General features: G+C 64.9%; 25 protein-coding genes. 8 read left to right on the top strand and 17 right to left on the bottom strand.

Translation table 11 applies throughout. The features are described from left to right. Window positions 1–29 precede the first annotated feature (29 nt). Together CK226_RS14450 and CK226_RS14445 are read right to left on the bottom strand one after the other, a co-directional pair. A complete protein-coding gene (locus tag CK226_RS14450) occupies window positions 30–488 on the bottom strand; it encodes a cyclic nucleotide-binding domain-containing protein (RefSeq protein ID WP_095774760.1) in 459 nt (152 codons plus the stop codon). 122 nt (window positions 489–610) lie between these two features. Further along, the gene (locus CK226_RS14445) at window positions 611–1,294 is read right to left on the bottom strand and encodes a response regulator transcription factor (RefSeq protein WP_010912284.1); all 684 of its coding nucleotides are present in this window, start codon (window positions 1,292–1,294) and stop codon (window positions 611–613) included. A gap of 144 nt (window positions 1,295–1,438) precedes the next feature. Here CK226_RS14445 and CK226_RS14440 point away from each other — a divergent pair, with 144 nt between their 5' ends. Next, the gene (locus CK226_RS14440) at window positions 1,439–1,975 is read left to right on the top strand and encodes a L,D-transpeptidase (RefSeq protein WP_179301068.1); all 537 of its coding nucleotides are present in this window, start codon (window positions 1,439–1,441) and stop codon (window positions 1,973–1,975) included. Between the two features lie 70 nt (window positions 1,976–2,045). On the opposite strand, the gene CK226_RS14435 is transcribed toward CK226_RS14440, so the two are convergent. Then, window positions 2,046–2,288, bottom strand: coding sequence for a hypothetical protein (locus CK226_RS14435; protein ID WP_095792232.1), 243 nt, complete (start codon window positions 2,286–2,288; stop codon window positions 2,046–2,048). A gap of 130 nt (window positions 2,289–2,418) precedes the next feature. Here CK226_RS14435 and gcvA point away from each other — a divergent pair, with 130 nt between their 5' ends. Beyond that, window positions 2,419–3,351, top strand: a complete 933-nt coding sequence (gene gcvA / locus CK226_RS14430; protein WP_095792231.1) for a transcriptional regulator GcvA — start codon at window positions 2,419–2,421, stop codon at window positions 3,349–3,351. Between the two features lie 24 nt (window positions 3,352–3,375). Here the strand turns inward: gcvA and CK226_RS14425 are convergent, their stop codons facing one another. From CK226_RS14425 to tsaD, 7 genes are all read right to left on the bottom strand, one after another. Then, window positions 3,376–4,119 (bottom strand): glycosyltransferase family 25 protein, encoded by a 744-nt coding sequence (locus CK226_RS14425; RefSeq protein ID WP_095792230.1) that lies wholly within the window; start codon window positions 4,117–4,119, stop codon window positions 3,376–3,378. A gap of 15 nt (window positions 4,120–4,134) precedes the next feature. After that, window positions 4,135–4,551 carry a DUF1761 domain-containing protein gene (locus CK226_RS14420; protein ID WP_095774755.1) on the bottom strand — a complete coding sequence of 139 codons (417 nt, stop codon included), beginning with the start codon at window positions 4,549–4,551 and terminating at the stop codon, window positions 4,135–4,137. Between the two features lie 69 nt (window positions 4,552–4,620). Further along, window positions 4,621–5,277 (bottom strand): methyltransferase, encoded by a 657-nt coding sequence (locus tag CK226_RS14415; protein ID WP_095792229.1) that lies wholly within the window; start codon window positions 5,275–5,277, stop codon window positions 4,621–4,623. Then, window positions 5,274–5,699, bottom strand: coding sequence for an EVE domain-containing protein (locus CK226_RS14410; protein WP_019861976.1), 426 nt, complete (start codon window positions 5,697–5,699; stop codon window positions 5,274–5,276). The genes CK226_RS14415 and CK226_RS14410 overlap by 4 nt, the downstream gene beginning before the upstream one ends. 38 nt (window positions 5,700–5,737) lie before the next feature. Further along, window positions 5,738–6,034 (bottom strand): YciI-like protein, encoded by a 297-nt coding sequence (locus CK226_RS14405; protein ID WP_095774752.1) that lies wholly within the window; start codon window positions 6,032–6,034, stop codon window positions 5,738–5,740. Between the two features lie 40 nt (window positions 6,035–6,074). Further along, on the bottom strand, window positions 6,075–7,106 hold the full coding sequence (locus tag CK226_RS14400; RefSeq protein ID WP_095792228.1) for an NAD(P)H-dependent glycerol-3-phosphate dehydrogenase: 1,032 nt from the start codon (window positions 7,104–7,106) through the stop codon (window positions 6,075–6,077). Further along, window positions 7,103–8,188 (bottom strand): tRNA (adenosine(37)-N6)-threonylcarbamoyltransferase complex transferase subunit TsaD, encoded by a 1,086-nt coding sequence (tsaD, locus tag CK226_RS14395; protein ID WP_179296525.1) that lies wholly within the window; start codon window positions 8,186–8,188, stop codon window positions 7,103–7,105. Before tsaD ends, CK226_RS14400 begins: the two co-directional genes overlap by 4 nt. 102 nt (window positions 8,189–8,290) lie before the next feature. On the opposite strand from tsaD, the gene hemC reads away from it, so the two are divergent. The 6 genes from hemC (at window position 8,291) to CK226_RS14365 (ending at window position 14,392) form a co-directional block, all read left to right on the top strand. Then, window positions 8,291–9,217 carry a hydroxymethylbilane synthase gene (hemC, locus tag CK226_RS14390; RefSeq protein WP_095792515.1) on the top strand — a complete coding sequence of 309 codons (927 nt, stop codon included), beginning with the start codon at window positions 8,291–8,293 and terminating at the stop codon, window positions 9,215–9,217. Between the two features lie 2 nt (window positions 9,218–9,219). Beyond that, window positions 9,220–9,936, top strand: a complete 717-nt coding sequence (locus CK226_RS14385; protein ID WP_095792227.1) for a uroporphyrinogen-III synthase — start codon at window positions 9,220–9,222, stop codon at window positions 9,934–9,936. 110 nt (window positions 9,937–10,046) lie between these two features. Continuing rightward, window positions 10,047–11,513 carry a COG4223 family protein gene (locus tag CK226_RS14380; protein ID WP_095792226.1) on the top strand — a complete coding sequence of 489 codons (1,467 nt, stop codon included), beginning with the start codon at window positions 10,047–10,049 and terminating at the stop codon, window positions 11,511–11,513. A gap of 10 nt (window positions 11,514–11,523) precedes the next feature. Further along, a complete protein-coding gene (locus CK226_RS14375) occupies window positions 11,524–13,125 on the top strand; it encodes a heme biosynthesis protein HemY (RefSeq protein WP_095792225.1) in 1,602 nt (533 codons plus the stop codon). 52 nt (window positions 13,126–13,177) lie between these two features. After that, the gene (locus CK226_RS14370; protein WP_095774746.1) at window positions 13,178–13,657 is read left to right on the top strand and encodes a TerB family tellurite resistance protein; all 480 of its coding nucleotides are present in this window, start codon (window positions 13,178–13,180) and stop codon (window positions 13,655–13,657) included. 18 nt (window positions 13,658–13,675) lie between these two features. Next, window positions 13,676–14,392 (top strand): glutamine amidotransferase, encoded by a 717-nt coding sequence (locus tag CK226_RS14365; protein WP_095774745.1) that lies wholly within the window; start codon window positions 13,676–13,678, stop codon window positions 14,390–14,392. A 36-nt stretch (window positions 14,393–14,428) separates the two neighbouring features. Here CK226_RS14365 and CK226_RS14360 read toward each other — a convergent pair whose 3' ends face one another. The 7 genes from CK226_RS14360 to gnd form a co-directional block, all read right to left on the bottom strand. Further along, a complete protein-coding gene (locus tag CK226_RS14360) occupies window positions 14,429–14,737 on the bottom strand; it encodes an NIPSNAP family protein (protein WP_095774744.1) in 309 nt (102 codons plus the stop codon). Window positions 14,738–14,785: 48 nt separating this feature from the next. Beyond that, on the bottom strand, window positions 14,786–16,024 hold the full coding sequence (locus tag CK226_RS14355) for an MFS transporter (RefSeq protein WP_095774743.1): 1,239 nt from the start codon (window positions 16,022–16,024) through the stop codon (window positions 14,786–14,788). Window positions 16,025–16,286: 262 nt separating this feature from the next. Beyond that, complete coding sequence (locus tag CK226_RS14350) at window positions 16,287–17,387, bottom strand: aminotransferase class I/II-fold pyridoxal phosphate-dependent enzyme (protein WP_095792224.1); 1,101 nt, start codon at window positions 17,385–17,387, stop codon at window positions 16,287–16,289. A gap of 122 nt (window positions 17,388–17,509) precedes the next feature. Next, window positions 17,510–17,965, bottom strand: coding sequence for a MucR family transcriptional regulator (locus CK226_RS14345; protein ID WP_095774741.1), 456 nt, complete (start codon window positions 17,963–17,965; stop codon window positions 17,510–17,512). 212 nt (window positions 17,966–18,177) lie between these two features. Continuing rightward, on the bottom strand, window positions 18,178–18,882 hold the full coding sequence (locus tag CK226_RS14340; protein WP_095792223.1) for an ROK family protein: 705 nt from the start codon (window positions 18,880–18,882) through the stop codon (window positions 18,178–18,180). A gap of 14 nt (window positions 18,883–18,896) precedes the next feature. Then, on the bottom strand, window positions 18,897–20,273 hold the full coding sequence (zwf, locus tag CK226_RS14335) for a glucose-6-phosphate dehydrogenase (RefSeq protein WP_095774739.1): 1,377 nt from the start codon (window positions 20,271–20,273) through the stop codon (window positions 18,897–18,899). A 22-nt stretch (window positions 20,274–20,295) separates the two neighbouring features. Next, on the bottom strand, window positions 20,296–21,312 hold the full coding sequence (gene gnd, locus CK226_RS14330; RefSeq protein WP_095792222.1) for a phosphogluconate dehydrogenase (NAD(+)-dependent, decarboxylating): 1,017 nt from the start codon (window positions 21,310–21,312) through the stop codon (window positions 20,296–20,298). Window positions 21,313–21,323 lie beyond the last annotated feature (11 nt).

Below are 21,323 nucleotides of genomic sequence, written 5' to 3'. Positions count from 1 at the left end.
TAGTTCCTGGCTGCAACCGACGATCGCTCTCACCTCCCCGAAAACCGTGGCGCCAGTTCCTCGATGCGGCGGATCATGTCCTGGAATTCCTCGGAGATGCGCTGGTGCAGCTTCACCGCCACTTCCGGATATTCCTCCAGGATGCGGCGGAACATCTTGCGGCTGAGCCGGATCACTTCCGAGTCGATTTCGGCCGACGCGCTGGTCAGCCGGTTGGTGTCGGCGATCAACGCCAGTTCGCTGAGCATGGTGCCGGGGCCGGCGGTGCCGATCGGGATGCGTTCGCCACTCTGCTCGCGATAGAGCACGATGCGTCCGCTGACCACGACATAGGCCGTATCCGCCTCGTCGTCCTCGCGGTAGAGCTTGTGGTTGGCCTGCAGCAGGGTGGTCTCGGCGCCGAAGGCGAGCAGGCGTAGCTGTTCCTGCGTGAAACCCTGGAAGAGCCTCACGGCGGACAGGATGCGGATGTCGTCATCCAACGCCATCTCTAGCTGCGTCCCCGAACGGTCAGTCCAATCCCTCCTTCACGAGTCGATCCTTAATCCCCTCCAACAGGATCGCACCCGAAAGCGGTCCCGCCCAGACCGCCTATTGGATAATGAAATGTTTAAGGAACCAGCTTGTAGCCACCGCTTTCTGTCACAAGAATTTCCGCATTGGAAGGATCGCGCTCGATCTTCTGGCGCAGCCGGTAGACATGGGTTTCCAGCGTGTGCGTGGTGACGCCGGAATTGTAGCCCCAGACTTCCTCCAGCAGCACGTCGCGCGTCACCACCTTTTGGTCGGCGCGGTAGAGATATTTGATGATCGAGGCTTCCTTCTCCGTCAGCCGCACCTTGCCGCCACGCGGGTCGATGAGCAGCTTCTGGCTGGGTTTGAAAGTGTAGGGGCCGACCGAGAAGGTCGCGTCCTCGCTCTGCTCGTGCTGGCGCAGCTGGGCACGGATGCGCGCCAGCAGCACCGCGAAGCGGAACGGCTTCGTCACATAGTCGTTGGCGCCGGCCTCGAGACCCAGAATCGTGTCCGAATCGGTGTCGTGGCCGGTCAGCATGATGATGGGCGCCTTGTAGCCGCCCTTGCGCAGGATTTTGACGGCCTCGCGGCCGTCCATGTCGGGCAGGCCGACATCCATGATGAGCAGGTCGATGAGGCCGCCGCGTGCCGCCGTGACGCCTTTTGCCGCAGTCGCTTCCTGCAACACGTCGAATTCCTCGTAGAGGGCGAGTTGCTCGACCAGTGTGCCGCGCAGGTCGTCGTCGTCGTCGACGATTAGGATGGTGCGTGAAGTCATGGATCAATCCGTTGTTTTGAAAATGAAATTCAGTTGACCGCTGCGTATTTATGCGGAAGCTGGCCGACACAATAGCCGATCACAGTGATTTGTTCCGTGGCACGATCATACAAGAAAAAACGCGATCGCAATGCAGCCGGCGCAATTTTGCCGAAACGGCTGCGTGTGCTGACCGTGCGGGCAAGGCCCGGCCACCCCAGCCAGGGCCTGCTGCAGGCCGGGAAAACAGTGTTTGCCTGCGCTCTGGGGCGCGGCGGCATCTCGGCCGACAAGCGCGAGGGCGATGGCGCCACGCCGCTCGGCTCGATGCGGATCCTGTCGGGTTATTTCCGGGGAGATCAGTTTGCCGGTGGCCGCCGGACGCGGCTGGCGATGACGCCGATCGGGCCCGATCTCGGCTGGTGCGAGGTATCAGACGACCGCAACTACAACAGGCCGGTCAGGATCCCCTATGGCGCCAGCCATGAGCGCATGCGGCGCGACGACCGGCTCTACGACGCCTGTCTGGTGCTCGACTGGAACATCGCGCCGCGACGCCGTGGGCGCGGCAGCGCCATCTTCTTTCATCTGGCGCGACCAGATTTCACGCCGACGCAAGGTTGCGTGGCGGTGACAGCGCGCACGATGGCCCGGCTGCTGCCGCTGCTGTCGGATAGGACGATGGTGAGGGTGGTGCGGTAGGGAATGGGCAGTAGGCAGTAGGCATCTCTTTCTACGCCTATTCCCTACCGCCTACTGCCCAATCCCTTTTCTATCGCTTCTGCCAACCCGTGCCCAGCAGTCCGATTTCGCGAAGCTCACGGTCCATCGCCCTGGCAATGTCGCGGCGTTCGCCGCCGATATCGCGCAGTTCACGGTCGGAGAGGTCGTCGACCGATTCCAAGGGAAGCCTGGCGGCGACGTTGGCCTGGCGCAGCCAGTCGAACGTGGCGCGCAGCCACTGCGGGAGAGATGATTTCAGGGTGGTGTGGGACTTCAGAGCGATGTCGGTCATGGCTTTATCCGGTTTCTCCGGATATCAAATCCGGTTTGAAGGTGTCTCGATGTCGACATCATGCTGGATTGAAAAACAAACGGGAAACGAGTAGTTCTTTTCAGATTATCAAGTTTTATTTGGAGATCAGATGTCTCGCCTCCTGCCCGGAACGCGCGCGCTGAGGACCTTCGAGGCGGCGGCGCGTCACCTCAATTTCACCCGCGCCGCCGACGAGCTTGGGCTGACGCCGGCCGCGGTCAGCCACCAGGTCAAGGAAATCGAGGATCAACTCGACCTAGTGCTGTTCACGCGCACCAGCCGCACCATGCGGCTGACGGAAGCTGGAAACGTGCTTCACGAGGCGTCGATCGATGCGCTCGACCTGCTCAACCGGGCGGTGTCGCGCGCCCGCAAGATGACGCGCGGCACGTCGCTCTTGAAAGTGACGCTCGACGCCCAGTTCGCGACGAAATGGCTGATGCGGCGCATCGACGATTTCCGCCGCCAGCGGCCAGGCATCGAGTTGCGTTTCGACATCTCCTACGATGTCAGGGACTTCGAGCGCGACGACGTCGATATCGGCATCCGGTTCGGCACCGGCAGATATGCCGGGCTTTGCGCGCACCGGCTGTTCGACAACATCATCATCCCGGTGTGCAGCCCGGCGCTGCTGGCTTCCGGGCCGCCGCTCAACGAACCGCGCGATCTCTTCCAGCACACGCTCGCGCATATCGATTGGTCGCGGCAAGGCGTCACCTGGCCGAACTGGAGCATGTGGATGCAGGCGGCCGGCGTCGACGATTTCGACGACAGCCGCACCCTCGTCTTCGGCTCCTCGACCGATGCCACGCAGGCGGCCCTCGACGGCAATGCCGTGGCGCTGGCCGACTTCGCCATGGTCGCCAACGACCTGTCGCAAGGGCGTCTCGTGCGCCCCTTCGAGCTCGGCATCAAGGTCGCGCCGGACTTCGCCTATTTCCTGGTTTATCCGGAAGCCGTGAAGGACGACACCCGCATCGCGGCGTTTCGTGAGTGGCTGCTGGAGGAAGCGGCAAAGACGCACGGCACGGAGAAGGTGTAGGCCGCTGCCGGGCCCGTCCTTCGGTCACGACCGGGCGCTATGGCCGAAGATCATGCGCGTGTACTTCTTCCAGTTCCATTTCACACTTTTGTAGAGACGCGGGTATCTTTTCGCCGAAATGGACGTCTGAAACGCCCCGTTTTCGCTGCCCTGTTCGACAATGGGCCGTTCGAACCAAAGCATTTCAACCCCGAGCCTCTCGTCCATCTGCTCAATCTGGTGATCGATCGCCGTCGATATCTTGTTTTGCGCGATCCAGGCGCAACGGGCCTCGGCAACCGGGCGGGTAATAAGGTAGGAATCGGTGCATCTGGCATGCAGTGCCGGATAAAGCTTCTGGCCCTTCCGCAATTTCCAGCCCGGCGTGTAGTAGTTGCTGCCATTGCCGAGATAGATGACGGCCTTGCGGCTGGGGCTGCCGAGTTCGGAAAGCCCCTGCCGGAACTTGGCGACGAAGTCGCGGGCGAGGAAGACGTCGTCCTCGAACACGAGGCAATAGGGAAGGTCGGTCTCGAGGAAGTCGCGCCAGATGCCGACATGCTTCAGCGCCAGCGAGACGGTCGCCGGATGGGTAAGGGCTGGCGCGACCAGCTCGTTTCGGATTTCCGGCGTGATGTCTGCCTGGTCCCAGTCCGTGTAAAAATAGACCGGCACGCCGCGCCGCTCGAATTCGCCGACAATGTGCCGGCGCCGGTCGTCATAGCCCTGCTTGACGTGGCAGATCCGGCTGAACACCTGGTCGCGTGGAAAGCCGGACTCGTCCGCCATCGTCAACGCGCCGCCTTAGCTTGCCGCGGCGCCGAACCAGCCGATCACCGCGCCGACGATCAACAGGACGCCCAGCCAGTGACCACCGTCGATGAGGGTCAGGTCCCAGCCGAAATTTTCGTAGCGATGGTTGACCGACAGCGTCGTGGCGATGAACCCCAGCCAAAGCACGAAGCCGAAGACAAGTCCGGCGAGCAATGTCGGTTCACCGCCCGTCATCGCGGCGACGATCAGGGCCATGATGTAGGCCATGACCAGTTCGGCGACGAAGCTGATGACGAAAGGCAGGGGCGATTTCTTCATCGTCGCCGGATCGAGCTTGGCGGCCTTCAGCCACGGCTTGCTCAACGCCATGTACCAGGCGGCGCCGAACAGCCAGGCCAAGACGGCGGCGGCAATGACCGCCAGCCAGTTCACTGCTGAAAAATCCATGAGCTTCCCCCTCCAGATGCAGGCCATGCGACATGCATGCATTCTGTATCAGGCGCTTCGGCGATGGCGTCAAGCAAAGCGCCAGACGGTGGTGCGCTTGACCAGGGAATCCTCCAGCGCCCGCGTGACCTCCACCTCATAGACCGCAAGCGGCTCCAGCCCCGATTTCGGCAGATACGACCGGCCGGGATCGCCGACGAAGATCTCGGCTCCGCGCGCCTTGAGTGTCGCGAACCACGGCATCAGGCGGTCGGCGAAGGATTTGTCGTAGAAAACGTCGCCGGCCAGGACCACGTCCCAGCCCGCGTCGGTGCCGATGCAATCCGTGCCGAGGAAGCCGATCCCGACGCCATTGGCCTCGCTGTTGAGGCGGATCGCCGTGGCGCAAAACGGGTCGATGTCGGCTGCGATAACTGCGGCAGCGTCCGCCTTGGCGGCGGCGATGGCGACAAGGCCGGAGCCTGAGGCGAAGTCGAGCACGCGCTTGCCTCGCACCGTGTCGGGATTGTCCAGGACATAGCGGGCAAGGCCCTGTCCGCCGGCCCAGGCAAAGGCCCAGAACGGCGGCGGCAGGCCGATCTCGACCAGTTCGTCCTCGGTGCGCTGCCACAGATCGTGCGCTTCATCGGCGAGACGCAGCAGAATCTCGGGCACATGCGGCGGCGCCATCAGCGCCGTGTTGTCGAGGATGAATTGCTTCGCGCCGTGCGGGGTGAGCGCCGTCACGGAGCGGGCGTCAGGCCGCCCATGCGGCAGACTTCCTTCCATTCGGCCGGGGTCACCGGCTGCACGGAAAGCCGGCCGAGCCGCACCAGCGCCATTTCGGCGAGCTTCGGATTGGCTTTCACCTGTTCCAGCGTCGGCGGGTTCGGCACATCGCGAACCGCGCGGATGTCCACGCATTCCCAGCGCGGATCATCCGAAGTGGTGTCGGGGTGGGCCAGCGCGCAGACTTCGGCGATGCCGACGATGTTGAGCCCCTCATTGGAATGGTAGAAGAAGCCGAGATCGCCGATCTGCATGGCCTTCATGTTGTTGCGGGCGGCGTAGTTGCGCACGCCGTCCCATTGCGTGCCGGCCTTGCCCTTGGCCTTCAACGCCTCGAAGGAGAAGACCGAGGGTTCGGATTTGAACAGCCAGTAGTTCATGTTTCTCCTCCGTGCGATCCAGGTGCAGGCAACCGGAATTAACTAGCCGCCGGCTTGTTGAACGTCCAGTTCCACTGGCGAATTTCGACGCTTTCGAACAGGCCCGCCTTGGCATAGGGGTCGGCGGCCGACAAGGCCTGCGCCGCGGCCAGATCCGGCGCTTCGACGACCACGAGACTGCCATTGGGCTTGCCGTCGGCATCGAGGAACGGACCGGCGAAGGCCAGTCTCTTGTCCGCATTCAGCCCTTCGAGAAAAGCGACATGCTCGGGCCGCGTGTCGAGGCGCACCTGCAGGCTCGCGGGCTTGTCCTTGCAAATCAAAGCGAACAGCATGGTCTTTCTCCTGGGTTCTTCTGGATCAGAGTCGTGGGGATCAATCGTTGGTTTCGGTCTTCAGCGGCCGGGTCATCAGGGCCGTCACCGCCTGGCCGATGGTGATGGTGCCGTCCAGTATGGCCGCCACGGCGGTTATGATCGGCGCGTCGATGCCGCGCTCGGTGGCGATGCGGGCGGCGATCGCCGCCGTCGGCACGCCCTCGGCCAGCGCCAGTCCGGCAAGCGCCTTGCCTTGCCCGAGCGCCAGCCCGTAGGCGAAGTTGCGCGATTGCGCCGACGAGCAGGTCAGCAGCAGGTCGCCAAGGCCGGAAAGCCCCATCAAGGTCTCGGGCCTGGCGCCGAAGGCGGCACCGATGCGGCGCAGTTCGACGAAGCCGCGCGTCACCATGGCGGCCTGGGCGCTGGCGCCAAGCCCGGCGCCGGTGATGGCGCCCGCGGCGATGGCAAAGACATTCTTCAAGGCGCCGCCGATCTCGACGCCGATCAGGTCGTCGCTCGAATAGCAGCGCAGGTTTTCGGCGGAAAAGCGGGCGGCAAGGTCAGCCGCCAGCGCCTCGTCGCGGGCGGCGACCACGACCGCTGTCGGCAGGCCGCGGGCGACATCGGTGGCGAAGCTCGGGCCCGACAGCGCGGCGACCGGATTTCGCGGCAGGATTTCGTCGACAATTGCCGACAGCAAGGCGCCGGTGTCGCGCTCGATGCCCTTGGCACAGAGCACAAGCGGGATGCCGCCCGGCATATGGTCCTTCGCGGCCGCCAGCGTCGCCCGCAGAGACTGCGCCGGCGTTACCGCCAGCACGCAATGGGCCCCCGAGAGCGCCGCCGCAATGTCTGTTGTCGCTTCGATGCCGGGCGCAATGGCGATGCCGGGCAGATAGCGTGGATTCTGGCCTTGGCCGATCGCGGCCACGGTTTGCGGATCGCGCGCGAACAGCCGCACCTTATGGCCGGCGCGCAGCATGGCCAGCGCCAGCGCCGTGCCCCAGGCGCCGCCGCCCAGCACGGCGACCCGCCAGCCGCCTTTATTGGGATTGCCGACGTCTTGGCCGCTCACCGTTTCACCCGTCATGCCTTGGCTCCGCGCCGGCCGGAACCGACCATCGGCGCCGAGATGCTGTCCAGCGGCCAGCGCGAGCGCGGCACGAAATCGAAGCCGTTCTCCTGCGCCATGCCTTCGCGCAGCCGTTCGATGCCGGCCCAGGCGATCATCGCGGCATTGTCGGTGCACAGTTTCAGCGGCGGCGCGACGAAGGTGAACCCGGCCTCGGCGCAGAGCCGTTCCAGCGTTGCCTTGATGGTGCGGTTGGCGGCGACGCCGCCGGCAACCACCAGCGCCGGGTTTTTCGTGCCGGGAAATGTCTGGCCGAATCGCGCCAGCGCGCGCGAAACGCGGTCAGCCAGCGCATCGGCGACCGCCGCCTGGAACGAGGCGCAGATGTCGGCGACGTCCTGGTCGCTCAGCGGCTCGATCGCGGTCGCCGCCTGGCGCACGGCGGTCTTCAGGCCGGAGAAGGAGAAGTCGGGCTGCGCCGAACCCTTCATCGGACGGGGGAAGGCAAAGCGCGAGGCGTCACCCGATAGAGCCGCCGTCTCGACATTCGGTCCGCCGGGATAGGGCAGGCCGAGCATCTTGGCGGTCTTGTCGAAGGCTTCGCCGAGCGCGTCGTCGATGGTGGTGGCCCAGCGCTGATAGTCGCCGACGCCGCGCACCGCCAGGATTTGCGTGTGGCCGCCGGAGACCAGCAGCAGCAGATAGGGGAATTCGAGCCCGTCTGTCAGCCGCGCCGTCAAGGCGTGGCCTTCGAGGTGGTTGACGGCGATCAGCGGCTTGCCGGCAGCGGCGGCTATCGCCTTGGCCGTCATCAGCCCGACGATCAGGCCGCCGACCAGGCCGGGGCCGGCGGTGGCGGCGATGGCATCGATATCGGCTAGGGTCGTGCCCGAATCGGCCAGCGCGGCCTCGACGATGCCGTCCAGCGCCTCGACATGGGCGCGGGCGGCGATCTCGGGTACGACACCGCCGAAGGCGGCATGCTCCTCGATCTGGGATAGCACGATGTTGGACAGGATTTTCGGCGCGGCATCGCCCTCCAGCGCCACGACGCTGGCGGCGGTCTCGTCGCAACTCGTCTCAATGCCCAGAACGCGGATCAATTCGTCGCTATCCCAAGAGATTGTGCAGCCAGGCTTTCCCCTTTAGGGAGAATGCCGGAAACGCAAAGCCAGCCGGGGGGTTATCACGGACCGCGCGCCATGCAAACAATCTTGAAAATCGGAACACGCGGCAGCCCGCTGGCGCTGGCCCAGGCGCATGAAACACAGGCGCGGCTGATGGCCGCGCATGGCCTGCCGGCGGAAGCCTTCGAGGTCGTCATCATCTCGACCAGCGGCGACCGCATCCAGGACCGGCCGCTGTCGGAAGCCGGCGGCAAGGGCCTGTTCACCAAGGAAATCGAGGAGGCGCTGCTCGCCGGTGCGATCGACATCGCCGTGCATTCGTCGAAAGACATGCCGACACGATTGCCGGACGGTCTGGAGCTCAGCGCATTCCTGCCGCGTGAGGACGCGCGCGACGCCTTTGTCGGTAGGGCGGCAAAGACCATCGCCGAGCTGCCGCGCGGCGCCAAGGTCGGCTCGTCGTCGCTCAGGCGGCAGGCGCTGATCCGCCGCATGCGGCCGGATCTCGACGTGGTGATGTTCCGCGGCAATGTGCAGACGCGACTGCGCAAGCTCGACGAAGGGATCGCCGCCGGCACCATCCTCGCCTATGCCGGGCTGAAGCGGCTGGGGCTGGAACATGTCGCCACCGACTTGATGCCGCTCGACATTTTTCCGCCCGCACCCGGCCAGGGCGCGATCGGCATCGAGGCGCGCATCGACGATCGCGCCGTCGAAGAAATGCTGGTCGCCATCCATGATGTGCCGACGGGGCAGGCGCTGGCTTGCGAACGCGCCTTCCTGGCGGCGCTCGACGGCTCCTGCCGCACGCCGATCGCCGGCCATGCGACGATCGAGGCCGGAAATCTTTCTTTCGCCGGCCTGATCATCTCACCCGACGGCACGCAGTCGCATACGGTCGAATTGCAGGGACCGGCGCAGGATGCCGCGCGCATCGGCGATGAGGCCGCGCGGACGGTGCGGGCCAGGGCCGGCGAAAAGTTCTTCGACGGCTGGCTCTGAAGATGCTTCGCGTCCTGGTGACCAGACCGGAACCGGGCGCATCGCGCACGGCGCGGCGGCTTCAGGACACGGGATTCCAGCCGGTCGTTCTGCCGCTGACCGAAACAGTGGCTCTGCCTGTCGATGCGGGGCTCGTCACCGGCGATGCCGTCGCGGTTGCCGTTACCAGCGCCAATGCCGTGCGCCATGCCCCGAACGAGGTCATCGCGGCACTTGCCGCCCTGCCTTGCCATGCCGTGGGCGCCAGGACCGCCGAAGCGGCGCGCAAGATGGGGTTTTCTTCCATCATTGAAGGCTCAGGCGATGCCGAGGCGCTGGCCGACGCAATGGCGGCGGCATTTCCCGGCAAGGCAGTCACCTATCTCTGCGGACGCGTGCGGTTTCCGGTGTTTGAACAACGGCTGGAGGCGGCTGGAGTCCGGCTCCGCGCCGTGGAGACGTATGACACGCTCCCGGTGCCGTATTCCGACGAGACCATCCTTGCGCTGCTGTCGGGCCAGCCGGTCGATGCGGTGCTGCTCTATTCGGCCAAGGCGGCCGCCGCGATGCAGGTCTTGACCAAGCGGCCGGCTCTGCAAGAGGCCTTTCAAAAAACGCGGTTTATCGCGCTCTCCGCACGCATCGCCGACGCTTTCGACGATGGCGCCGGCAAAGCGATCCGCGTTGCCGCACAGCCCGATGAGGAGGCGCTGCTGGCGCTTTTGCGGGTGCTGCCCTGAGCCGCGTCATCACACCGCCCCTTTTCACCGCTTGGTGATGTGCTAGACCCTTTCTGAACCATCACGCGCCGGCAGGCGTTGAGACGAAGCGAATTTTGCGGAGCCCAGGCATGGTCAAGACGCCGAAGATGCGACACTCGAAAACCCGCCGCGAGCCGGTGACCATCGATCTCGAGCCCGGTGCCGTTTCCCGCATCGTCGAGGAGGGTGCCGCCAAGGCAGCGGCCGAGACAGACGAGGCGAAGGCTGAAGAAGCCGACAATGCCTCGCAGCCGGAGGCTCCCGAAGAGCCGGTGCATGCCGACCAGACCGATCTCGAACCCTGGGAGCATGCCGACGGCGTGGGGCAGGCCGGAACCGAGCCGCCCGCGGAGGCCAAGGCTGTTGAGCCGGAGATGCCCTATCCCGGTTCGGATGCGCCAGCCGACCGCACTGCCGCCTCCGACTACAATTTCGAGGATGCGTCGGCGAAGCGCACCGACGACGGCAAGGCAAAAACCCAGACGCGGGACGAAAAGATGGCGCCGGCCGCGGCAAAGCGTGGCGGCCTGAACGGCCTCGCTGCCGGGATTATCGGTGGCGTCATCGCGCTCGCCGGCGCCGGCGGCCTGCAATTTGCCGGCCTGCTTGGCGCGCCGGGTTCCGGCGCCGGCGTCTCGCTCGACGGCGTCAATGGTGAGATCGCTTCGCTGAAAACCGAGATTGCCGGGTTGAAGGACGGCGGCGGCAACAACGACGCAGCGGCCAAGGTGGTCGGACTTTCCTCGGGACTGGAGCAGGTAAAAGCCGATGTCGCGGCGCTGAAATCGGCGGTCGAACAAGGCGGCGCGGGCGACAATGCCGGGCTTGCAGCCCTTGGCGACAAGGTCAAGCAGATCGAAACCGCGGTCGCCGCCCTCGGCAAGGCCGGCAGCGCGGCGCCGGTCGATCTCGGCCCGCTCAACGAAAAACTGGCCGGTCTCGACGCGCTGGTGAAATCGACAGGCGAAGCGGCGAAGGCCCAGGACAGCCGGCTCGCCGCGCTGGAACAGTCGGTGTCGCAGCTTTCCGGCAAGGTCGAGGCGGCGGCAGGACAGCCGAAGATCGCGCTCGCCATTGCCGCGTCGGCCTTGAAGTCGGCGCTCGAACGCGGTGCGCCGTTCTCGGCTGAACTCGATACGCTCGCGGCGATTTCGCCCAACGCGCCTGAGCTCGCGACCTTGCGGCCCTATGCCGAAAAAGGCGTGCCCACCCGCACCGAGATCGCCGCGCAGATGGATGCCGCCGCCAATGCCATGGTCGCCGCCGCTACGCCGGTCGACCAGAATGCCGGCTTCCTGCAGAACCTGATGGCGAGCGCCGAATCGCTGGTCAAGGTGCGGCCGATCGGCGCCGTCGAGGGTCCCGGCGCGCCGGAAACCGTGGCGCGCATGGAAGTCGCCGTCACGCAGGGCGACTATGCCAAGGCGCTCGGCGAGTACAATTCGCTGCCTGAGGCCGTGAAGGCCGCCGGCGCCGACTTTGCCGGCAAACTGAAGGCGCGCATCGAGGTCGAAACCCAGGTCGACGCGCTGATCTCCGGCGCGATGAAGGCATGAGGGCAAAACGATGATCCGCCTGCTCGCCTTCCTCATCGTCGTCTTCGCGCTCGGGCTCGGCTTTGCCTGGCTGGCCGACCGGCCGGGCGACATGGTCGTCACCTTCAACGGCTATCAGTACCAGGTCAGCCTGATGGTGGCGGCGGTGGCCATCGTCGCCGTGGTCGCCGCCGTGATGATCCTGTGGTGGCTGGTCAGGTCGCTGTGGAACAGCCCCTATACCATCTCGCGCTATTTCCGCGTGCGCCGCCGCGACCGCGGTTATCAGGCGCTGTCGACCGGCATGATCGCGGCCGGCGCCGGCGACGGCGCGCTGGCCCGCAAGAAGACCAAGGAAGCGGCCAAGCTGATCCGTTCCGATCAGGAGCCGCTGATCCATCTGCTCGAGGCGCAGGCCTCGCTGCTCGAAGGCGACCATGAAGGGGCGCGCCAGAAGTTCGAAAGCATGCTCGACGATCCCGAAATGCGGCTGCTCGGCCTGCGCGGGCTTTATCTCGAAGCCGAACGGCTGGGTGACCGCAATGCCGCCCGCCACTATGCCGGCCGCGCTGCCGCCGTTGCGCCGCAGCTGGCCTGGGCGGCCGAATCGACACTGGAGGAATTGACCGCGCGCGGCGATTGGGACGGCGCCTTGAAACTGGTCGACGCGCAGAAGGCGACGCGGCAGATCGAGCGCGACGCCGCCAACCGCCGTCGCGCCGTGCTGTTGACCGCCAAGGCGCAGTCGCTCGCCGACAGCGATCCCAATGCGGCAAGAAGCGCGGCGCTAGAGGCCAACAAGCTGCAGCCGGATTTCGCCCCTGCCGCGGTTGCCGCCGCCGCAGCGCTGTTCAGGCAGAACGATATGCGCAAGGGTTCGAAAATCCTGGAGACCGCCTGGAGGGCCGAGCCGCATCCCGAGATTGCCGAGCTCTACACCCATGCCAGGCCGGGTGACGCCGTGCTCGACCGTCTCGACCGGGCGAAGAAGCTGCAGGAGATGAAGAAGAACCACGCCGAATCGTCGATGACCGTGGCGCGTGCCGCGCTCGACGCACAGGATTTCGCCACCGCTCGCAGCGAGGCCGAGGCGGCGATCCGGATGGACCGCCGCGAAGGCGCCTATCTGCTGCTGGCCGACATCGAGGAGGCCGAGACGGGCGACCAGGGCAAGGTGCGGCAGCTGCTCTCCAAGGCGGTACGAGCGCCACGCGATCCGGCCTGGGTCGCTGATGGCGTCGTTTCGGAACGCTGGGTGCCGGTATCGCCAGTTACCGGACGGCTCGACGCCTTCGAGTGGCGCGCGCCGATGGAGCGGCTTGGCCAGTTGATCGACGGCCGCGACGATGCGCCTGAGGCCACCGTGCCGGTGATCGAGGCGCTGGCGAAGCCGGCCAGTGAAAAGCCGGTCGAAGCGATCGAGCCTGCCACGGCGGGCAGCGAGACAACGGGCAAGGGAACCGATAGAAGCGAAGACCAGGTCACGCCGGTCACGGCGGCTGCGTTCGCGGCGGTGCCGGCCGATGCCGAGGCCGTCGAGCCGGCTGAAGAATTGGCGCGGCTGCCGGATGATCCGGGCGTCGATCCGGACGAGGAAGCGGAAAAATCGCCGCGCCGCTTCCGGCTGTTTTGATCTTGGCCTTCGGGTGATTGACTTGGCCCTTGGGCCGTTTGGGAATGGATTGATGTTCGAACGCGTTCTATCGTTTCTCAGGGATTTGCCGGCCGGCGCCGGGGCGCATACCAGCACGGACGATCCGCGCGTCGCCGCCTCGGCGCTGCTCTACCATGTGATGAATGCCGACGGCGTGCGCCAGGATGTCGAATGGGAGCGGTTCAAGGCCGTGCTCTCCGAGAGCTACTCGATCAGCGGCGCCGAACTCGAAGCGCTCGCCGCTGCCGGCGAGCGGGCCGACAATGAGGCGATCGACCTCTATGCCTTCACCAGCGTGCTCAAGCGCCATCTCGACGCGGACGGGCGCAAGGCCTTCATCGGCCTGATGTGGGAGATCGTCTATGCCGATGGCGAGTTGCACGAACTCGAGGACAATACGGTGTGGCGCGTCGCCGAACTGATTGGCGTCGAACGCCACGACCGGGTCGAGGCGCGCCGCAAGGCGGCGGCGCAGGCGCCGGGCGCGCGCGGAATTTCGAGCGACGAATAGACGGGAACTCGCCTGACGATGCCGCGCGCAACGAGCTCGAAGCCAAAAATCCTGATCCTGCTGCACCAGGAGAATTCGAGCCCCGGACGCGTCGGCCATATGCTCATCGAAGAGGGTTTCGAGCTCGATATCCGTCGGCCGCCGCTCGGCGACGCCTTGCCGGAGACGCTGGACGGCCATGCCGGCACGGTGGTGTTCGGCGGACCGATGAGCGCCAATGACGAGGATGAGTTCGTTCGCCGCGAGACCAACTGGCTGGAAATCCCGCTCAGGGAAAACCGGCCGTGCCTCGGCATCTGCCTTGGTGCGCAGATGCTGGTCAACCATCTCGGCGGCAAGGTCGAGGGCCACGGCGAAGGGCTGGTCGAGATCGGCTGGTATCCGATTAAGGCGACCGAGGCCGGCAGGAACCTCATGCACTGGCCGGAAATGGTCTACCAGTTCCACCGCGAGGGCTTTTCCCTGCCCAGCGACGCAACGCTGCTGGCGACGGCCGAGACCTACCCCAACCAGGCGTTTCGCTATGGCGACAATGCCTGGGGCATCCAGTTCCACGGCGAACTGACCCGGGTGATGATGCAGCGCTGGGTGGTGCGCGGCGCGCATCGCTTCGAATTGCCGGGCGCGCAGCCCGGCCGCGATCACCTCGGCGGCCGGCTGATCTGGGACATGCATCTGAAGCGCTGGCTGGACGAATTCCTGCGCATGGTGTTCGGCAGGCCGGCGGTGCGATAGCTCCGTCCGTTTCGCAATTCCGGGCGGACTGTTATTCTAGGGTTCGAGCACCGGCCGCATGAAGCTGCGCTCATAGCTCAAAATGCTGCGATTGCGTTTTTCCGCTTCAAACACATCCTGGCATTCCGGGTCGGCCGCCATCCGCATGCGATAGTCCTCGTAGTCGGCAAGGCTCGGAAAGCTGAACATGGCATAGGCGATATTGTTGGCTCCTTCGCTCGGGAGGAAATAGCCATGATGGTTTCCGCCGAGGCGATTGACCAGACCGATCCAGCGGCGGCCATATTCTTCAAACTCGGCAAGCTTGTAAGGGTCGATGACATATTTCAGGTAGCACGTGATCATGGGATTTCCTGTGACAGGGTGAGGTATCTTGCCGGCCATCGGCGAGCGTCAGTTGCGCCCGTCGAGGTGGCGAACCTTGCGCAATTGCGGGAACAGATACGCCCACAGGCCGGCGACCGCGATGGCGCCGACGCCGCCGATCACCACCGCAGGGACGGTGCCGATCAGCGCCGCCATGGTGCCGGCACGGAATTCGCCGACCTCGTTGGAGGCGCCGACGAAGACCTGGTTGACGGCGTTGACGCGGCCGCGCACCTCGTCCGGCGTCCACAGCTGGATCAGCGTCTCCCTGATATAGACGCTGAACATGTCGGTGGCGCCGAGGAGGGCCAATGCGACGATCGACAGCCAGGTGAGGGTGGACAGTCCAAACAGCACGGTGGAGGCGCCGAATGCCGCGACGAAGCCGAGCATGATCACACCGGCATGGTTGCGGATCGGGTGTCCGGCGAGCCACACCGCCACGCAGATGGCGCCGATGCCCGGGGCCGAACGCAGCAGCCCGAGGCCCCACGGGCCGAGCTGCAGAATGTCGCGCGCATAGACCGGCAGCAATGCCGAGGCGCCGGAGAGAAGCACGGCGAACAGGTCGAGCGAGATGGCGCCAAGCACGATCTTCTCGCTCCAGATGTAGCGGAAGCCGGCAAACAGCGTCGCCATGGAGGGCTTGTCGGTGGCAGTCCGCTGGGCGGGCCTGGGAATGGTGAAAATCAAAAGGGCGGCAGCCAGCATCAGGATGGCGGCGCTGGCGTATGCGACCTCCGGAGAAACGCCGTAGAGCAGGCCGCCGGCAACCGGTCCAACGATGGTCGCCGTCTGCCAGGCGGACGAGTTCCAGGCAATCGCGTTGCCGAAATCCTCCGGCGGCACCAGATTGGCGAACAGCGAGGACGAGGCCGGGCCGTAAAAGGCCCGTGCCGTGCCGAACATCGCGAGCACGGCGAAGATCGGCAGCGGGCTGGCGAGACCGCGCAGCGTCAGGACCAGCAGAATGAGGGCGCATATGCCCTCGATCACCGTCGACAGCGCCATGATCAGCCGGCGTCCGAAGCGGTCGGCGACGACGCCGGTGACCAGCACCAGAAGCAGGGACGGCAGGAACTGGACGATGCCGACAATGCCGAGGTCGAAAGGATCGCGGGTCAAATCATAGACCTGCCAGCCGACGGCGACGGAGACGATCATGGTCGCGAAAGTGGTGAGGAAGCGCGCCGTCCAGTAGCTGAGGAAGGCTTTGTGCCGGAAGGCAGCGTAACGCTGCTCAGGTGAAGTCTGCAGGGATGTCATGAATATAAGGGCCCCGTTGCGATGGCATTGGAGCGACGTCCAATTGGACGCACAAAGTATGCTCCAACACTGTTTGGTTTCGCATCGTGCTTTCCGAAAATCGGAGTGGATTTTCGGGCCGATGCGATTGCCGGCGGGGCACTTCCCGGATGGGCGCTGGTCCGACCAATGGAACGTCTAGCAAAGTTCGATGCGCGATGTGTGCGAAAATCAGCACTGGATCAAGGGATTTTCAGCCCGTTGCGTCCATCGCACAAGGACGTTACTGCCGAAGTGCCGCCGAAATGGCGTCGAGCCCGCCTCGCAACTCGACCTCCGTCGGCCAGCCGAAGCCGACGCGGAAGAAGCGCTTTTCCATTTCGAACCAGTGGCCAGGCCCGACATAGGTGCCATGGTTTTCCAGCAGGTTCACATAGAACCGGTCGAGATCGAAGCCGGGTTCGACATTGAGGCGCGGGAAGCCGACGACACCGCCTTCGGGCCGCACCCAGTCGACCAGCGGCTCGCGGTCGATCCAGGCCTGGACGATGTCTCGACGCTTCGCCATTTCGGGCAGCAGCACTCCCAGGAAGGCGTCCCGGCGTTCGAGCATGCCGCGCGCAATGCCTTCGTCGATGACGCTGCCGCAGATGCCGATCTGTTCCTTGGCGGCAAGGAACGTCTCCTGTAGCGCTGGATCCCTGGTGATCAGCCAGCCGATGCGGATGCCTGGAATGCCGAAGGCCTTCGACAGCGACGCGACGCTGATTGCCTTCGGGCTCAGCGAGGCTGCCGACGGCAGGCGCCGGCCATAGGAAAGATCGCGATAGGTCTCGTCGACCAGCAAATGGCAGTTGCGGCTTTCCGCGAGGGCTACCAGCGCGTCGAGATCGGCCCGGCCCATCATCGTGCCGGTCGGGTTGTGCGGGCAGGTAACGCTGATCAGCCTGGTGTTCGGCCGCATCGCCGCCTTGATGGCCTCGACGTCGATGGCAAAGCCGTTCTCGAAGGCCAGATCGACAAAGCTGATGGCGCAGCCGATCGCGCGTGGGGTTTCGATGTTGGTGGCGTAGTTGGGCCGGATGACGACCAGATGGTCGTTCGCCGACAGCAGCGACGTCGAAATGATGAACAGCGCGCCGGCGGCACCGGCGGTGACCAGCACATCGCCAGGCGAGATGCCGGCATCCTGCGCCGCGATCAGCGCACGCAAGTCCTTGTCGCCGCGATGCTCGCCATAGAACAGCGTGAGGTCAGGCAGCGACAGGCCGATGTCGGAGAGCTTCTGGTCGGCGATCGAGCTCTCGGAGAGGTTGAAGCGGATGCGGTCGTAGCCGTACTCCTCCGGCGCCTCTTTCTCGATCACCATCCTGGTGTAGTTCATGGCTTTCCCCACATGGCCTTTGTCTGGTCTATCCAAGCCACAAAAGCAGGAAGCCTGCCAAGGCGGTTTCGCCGGCAGGCTTCTGTTCCAGTCGTCCTAAATATTGGCTCAGGCCTGAATGCTCAGGCCGAAACCTTCGCCCTGCGGCCCTTGGCCTTGACAGGCGCCACCTCGACCTTGCGGCCGAGTCCGATGGACTTCGCCAGTTGCGAGCGCGAGGCCGCATAGTTGGGAGCAACCATCGGATAGTCCGAGGGCAGGCCCCATTTGGCGCGGTAGGCGTCCGGCGTCAGGCCAAAATGCACGCCGAGATGGCGCTTCAGTGATTTGAACTTCTTGCCGTCTTCGAGGCAGATGATGAAATCCGGCGTCACCGACTTCTTCGGGTTGACCGCGGGAACCAGGGGAGCCGCCACCGGCACCGCCGGCTTGCTGAGCCCGCCGATCGAGGTGGCGACGCTGGCGATGAGGTCGGCCAGGCCGGAGGCGGGCAGGCGGTTCTTCTCAACGTAGGCGGATACGATGTGGGCGGTCAGCTCGAGAAGGTCGATGCGAGCGTCGTTGCTATCGTCGGTCAATGTTTCCTCCGTCTATGGTGCACGGCCTCGAAAATGGGGATCGTTTTCGAAAGGACGAGGCACAAATCAAAAAATGCTGAAGGGTCTTCAAGCGTATCCAGTGGAGCGCGCGGGTTAGTGCGCGAAATTCCTAGTCGGCAAATCTGCGCAACGCAATGATTAAGCGCGGCGTCACACGTTATTTTGAACAACTATACTAAACAGTAATAATATCAGACAATCAGCGCCTTGTCTCGCCACAGACGAAATCCGCCTTCGAAGGCGCGTGTGTTGTCACCGCGCCTGGCCTCGGCCGGTAACTCGTCGAGCTTATCGACATTGCCGCCGCCAATGATGACATAATCTGGCTGCAGGGCGGCGCGCAGACGGGTGACGACGTCGACGACGTATTTGCGCCACTTCTTCTTGCCGTACTTTTCCAGGCCGCGCTCGCCGACATAGTCCTCGAAACTTCGGCCTTTCCTGTAGGGAAGATGGGCGAGCTCCATCGGCTGGCCGACATTGTCGAAGACCATCGCCGCACCGAGGCCGGTTCCCAGCCCGAGGAACAGCATGCGCCCGCCTTCATAGCTGCCGATAGCCTGCATCAACGCATCGTTGACCACCTTGACCGGCTTGCCGAACTGCGCGTCGAAATCGAAGCCGGCCCAACCCTTGCCGAGATTCTTGGGATCGAGCACCGGCTTGTTGTGACGCACCGGGCCGGGATAGCCCATCGAGATGACGTCGTAGGACAGGCCCTCGGCGAGCTTCTTCACCTTGTCGATCATCTGCTGCGGCGTCAGGTCCGGGCCGGAATCGTCCCGGCGCTCGGCGCCGCCGGCGCTGGTCAGGATCTTGACGTGCGAGCCGCCAATGTCGATCGAAAGCACGATCTGCCCGGCGTCCGATGCCGTCTGCTTCACCGCCTTGGCCATCGTCTCTCCTCCGCTCATGCCACCGGGTCGATCCAGCCGTTGGGAGGCCCGAAGCCGGCCATGGCGTCGGCCGGCCCCCATGTCTTCGGCTCATAGAGATGCGGCGGCGTGGTGTCGCCGAGCACCGGCCCGACAATGCGCCAGGCAAGCTCGGCCGCGTCCTGGCGGGTGAAGAGCTGGCCATTGCCGTTCATGGCGTCGCCGATCAGGCGCTCGTAAGGCGGCATGTCGGCCTTGCTGTCGTCGAGCGCCGTGAGTTCCACCTGTTCGCCGACCATGTCGTCGCCGGGTGCCTTGCGCTGCGCGCCGATGGCGATCACCACTTGCGGGTCGATGCGGAAACGCACGTAGTTCTGGTCGGCGGGCTTGATCGGGTCGAAGACGTCGAGCGGAGGGCGCTTCAGCCGCACCACCACTTCCGTGACATGCACGGGCATGTTCTTGCCGGCGCGGATGAAGAAAGGCACATCCTGCCAGCGCCAGGTGTCGACGAAGAAGCGCACCGCCGCGAAGGTCTCGACCGGCGAATTCGGCTTCACGCCGGGCTCGGCGAGATAGCCGGTGAACTGGCCGCGCACGACATCGTCTTTTGTCAGTGTCCGTATCGCCCTGAGAACCTGCACCTTCTCGTCGATCAGGTCGTCGGCCGAGCGGCCGACCGGCGGCTCCATGGCCAGCAGCAAGAGGATGTTGAGCAGATGGTTCTCGATGACATCCCTGATGCAGCCGACATCGTCATAGAAGCGGCCGCGGCCCTCGACGCCGAAATCCTCGGCCATGGTGATCTGCACGCTCTCGACGAAATTGCGGTTCCAGATCGGCTCGAGAAAGGAATTGGCGAAGCGGAAATAAAGCAGGTTCTGGATCGCTTCCTTGCCGAGATAGTGGTCGATGCGGAAGATCGACTGCTCGTCGAACACCAGATGCAGCACGCGGTTCAGCCAGCGCGCCGACTGCAGATCATGGCCGAACGGCTTTTCCACCATCAGCCGCGCGCCACGCGCGGTGCCCGACTGCTCCAATCCTTGCACGACAGTCTCGAACATGGTCGGCGGCACCGCCATGTAGTGGAGCGGCCGCTGGGCGGTGCCAAGCGCGGTCTTCAGCTTCTCGAAGGTGGCCGGATCGCGGTAGTCGCCGCTGACATAGCGCAGCAGCGAGGCGAATTTGGCGAACACCTTCTCGTCGATCTTGCCGATGGCGTTGACGATGCCGTCGCGGGCGCGGGCCTGCAACTGCTTGATGTCCCAGGCGTCGAAGGCGACGCCGATCACCGGTTCGGTGAGCGTGCCCTTGGCGACCATCTGGTAAAGGGCCGGAAATATCTTCTTGTGGGCGAGGTCGCCGGTGGCGCCGAAGAGCACCAGCGTGTCGGACCGTTCCTGGCTCATGCATGCGTCTCCTGCTGTGGCGTCACTTGCCGGCCTTCGGCTTTTCGACATGGCCGCCGAAGGCATAGCGCATGGCGGACAACAGCTTGTCGGCGAATTCGGATTCGCCTTGCGAGGAGAAGCGGTCGAACAGCGCCGAGGACAGCACCGGCGCCGGCACGCCGGTGTCGATCGCCGCCTTCAGCGTCCAGCGCCCTTCGCCCGAATCCGAAACCCGGCCGCCGAACTGCGCCAGGCCCGGATCGCTCTTCAGCGCGCCGGCGGTGAGATCGAGCAGCCAGGAGCCGATGACGCTGCCATGCCGCCAGACCTCGGCTACCTGCGGAAGATCGACGTCGAACTGGTAGTATTGCGGGTTTTCCAGCGGGCTGGTCTCGGCGTCGGCCGTGCGCGGCCGCTTGCCGGCATTGGCCGACTTCAAGATGTTCATGCCTTCGGCATAGGCGGCCATGACGCCATACTCGATGCCGTTGTGCACCATCTTGACGAAGTGGCCGGCACCGCTCGGCCCGCAATGCAGGTAGCCGAAGGGCGCGGTGCCGGCGGCCTTGTCGGGAGCCGGCGCGCCGGCATCGGCGCCGGGCGCCAGCGTGGCGAAGATCGAATCGAGGTGCTGCACCGCAACGTCGGGACCGCCGATCATCAGGCAGTAGCCGCGCTCGAGGCCCCAGACACCGCCGCTGGTGCCGACATCGACAAGATGGATGCCCTTGGTGGCCAGTTTCGCCGCCTGGTCGACGGCGTCGTGATAGTAGGAATTGCCGCCGTCGATGACGATGTCGCCGGGCTCCATCAGGACCGAGACCTGATCGATGATTTTGCCGGTGATCGCCGCCGGCAGCATCAGCCAGACACAGCGCGGCTTGGCGAGCTTGCCGACGAATTCCGTCAGGGATGCCGTGCCCAGCGCACCGTCGCTCACCAGGGCCGCGACGCTTGCCGGGTTGATGTCGTAGACGACGCATTCATGGCCATCGCGCATCAGGCGCCGCACCATGTTGGCGCCCATCCGGCCCAGTCCCATCATTCCGATCTGCATGGTTTCGTCCT

Origin of the sequence: Mesorhizobium sp. WSM4311 (assembly GCF_002295115.1) — a bacterium.
Classification (GTDB): domain Bacteria; phylum Pseudomonadota; class Alphaproteobacteria; order Rhizobiales; family Rhizobiaceae; genus Mesorhizobium.
This window is presented reverse-complemented; position numbering and strand designations above follow the sequence as displayed.

What these genes read in the sequence shown, in the direction of transcription:
- CK226_RS14450 (WP_095774760.1), bottom strand. Translation starts at nt 488, where the DNA reads ATGGCGTTGGATGACGACATCCGCATCCTGTCCGCCGTGAGGCTCTTC.
- CK226_RS14445 (WP_010912284.1), bottom strand. Translation starts at nt 1,294, where the DNA reads ATGACTTCACGCACCATCCTAATCGTCGACGACGACGACGACCTGCGC.
- CK226_RS14435 (WP_095792232.1), bottom strand. Translation starts at nt 2,288, where the DNA reads ATGACCGACATCGCTCTGAAGTCCCACACCACCCTGAAATCATCTCTC.
- gcvA (WP_095792231.1), top strand. Translation starts at nt 2,419, where the DNA reads ATGTCTCGCCTCCTGCCCGGAACGCGCGCGCTGAGGACCTTCGAGGCG.
- CK226_RS14425 (WP_095792230.1), bottom strand. Translation starts at nt 4,119, where the DNA reads ATGGCGGACGAGTCCGGCTTTCCACGCGACCAGGTGTTCAGCCGGATC.
- CK226_RS14420 (WP_095774755.1), bottom strand. Translation starts at nt 4,551, where the DNA reads ATGGATTTTTCAGCAGTGAACTGGCTGGCGGTCATTGCCGCCGCCGTC.
- CK226_RS14410 (WP_019861976.1), bottom strand. Translation starts at nt 5,699, where the DNA reads ATGAACTACTGGCTGTTCAAATCCGAACCCTCGGTCTTCTCCTTCGAG.
- CK226_RS14405 (WP_095774752.1), bottom strand. Translation starts at nt 6,034, where the DNA reads ATGCTGTTCGCTTTGATTTGCAAGGACAAGCCCGCGAGCCTGCAGGTG.
- CK226_RS14400 (WP_095792228.1), bottom strand. Translation starts at nt 7,106, where the DNA reads ATGACGGGTGAAACGGTGAGCGGCCAAGACGTCGGCAATCCCAATAAA.
- hemC (WP_095792515.1), top strand. Translation starts at nt 8,291, where the DNA reads ATGCAAACAATCTTGAAAATCGGAACACGCGGCAGCCCGCTGGCGCTG.
- CK226_RS14385 (WP_095792227.1), top strand. Translation starts at nt 9,220, where the DNA reads ATGCTTCGCGTCCTGGTGACCAGACCGGAACCGGGCGCATCGCGCACG.
- CK226_RS14380 (WP_095792226.1), top strand. Translation starts at nt 10,047, where the DNA reads ATGGTCAAGACGCCGAAGATGCGACACTCGAAAACCCGCCGCGAGCCG.
- CK226_RS14375 (WP_095792225.1), top strand. Translation starts at nt 11,524, where the DNA reads ATGATCCGCCTGCTCGCCTTCCTCATCGTCGTCTTCGCGCTCGGGCTC.
- CK226_RS14370 (WP_095774746.1), top strand. Translation starts at nt 13,178, where the DNA reads ATGTTCGAACGCGTTCTATCGTTTCTCAGGGATTTGCCGGCCGGCGCC.
- CK226_RS14365 (WP_095774745.1), top strand. Translation starts at nt 13,676, where the DNA reads ATGCCGCGCGCAACGAGCTCGAAGCCAAAAATCCTGATCCTGCTGCAC.
- CK226_RS14360 (WP_095774744.1), bottom strand. Translation starts at nt 14,737, where the DNA reads ATGATCACGTGCTACCTGAAATATGTCATCGACCCTTACAAGCTTGCC.
- CK226_RS14355 (WP_095774743.1), bottom strand. Translation starts at nt 16,024, where the DNA reads ATGACATCCCTGCAGACTTCACCTGAGCAGCGTTACGCTGCCTTCCGG.
- CK226_RS14350 (WP_095792224.1), bottom strand. Translation starts at nt 17,387, where the DNA reads ATGAACTACACCAGGATGGTGATCGAGAAAGAGGCGCCGGAGGAGTAC.
- CK226_RS14340 (WP_095792223.1), bottom strand. Translation starts at nt 18,882, where the DNA reads ATGGCCAAGGCGGTGAAGCAGACGGCATCGGACGCCGGGCAGATCGTG.
- zwf (WP_095774739.1), bottom strand. Translation starts at nt 20,273, where the DNA reads ATGAGCCAGGAACGGTCCGACACGCTGGTGCTCTTCGGCGCCACCGGC.
- gnd (WP_095792222.1), bottom strand. Translation starts at nt 21,312, where the DNA reads ATGCAGATCGGAATGATGGGACTGGGCCGGATGGGCGCCAACATGGTG.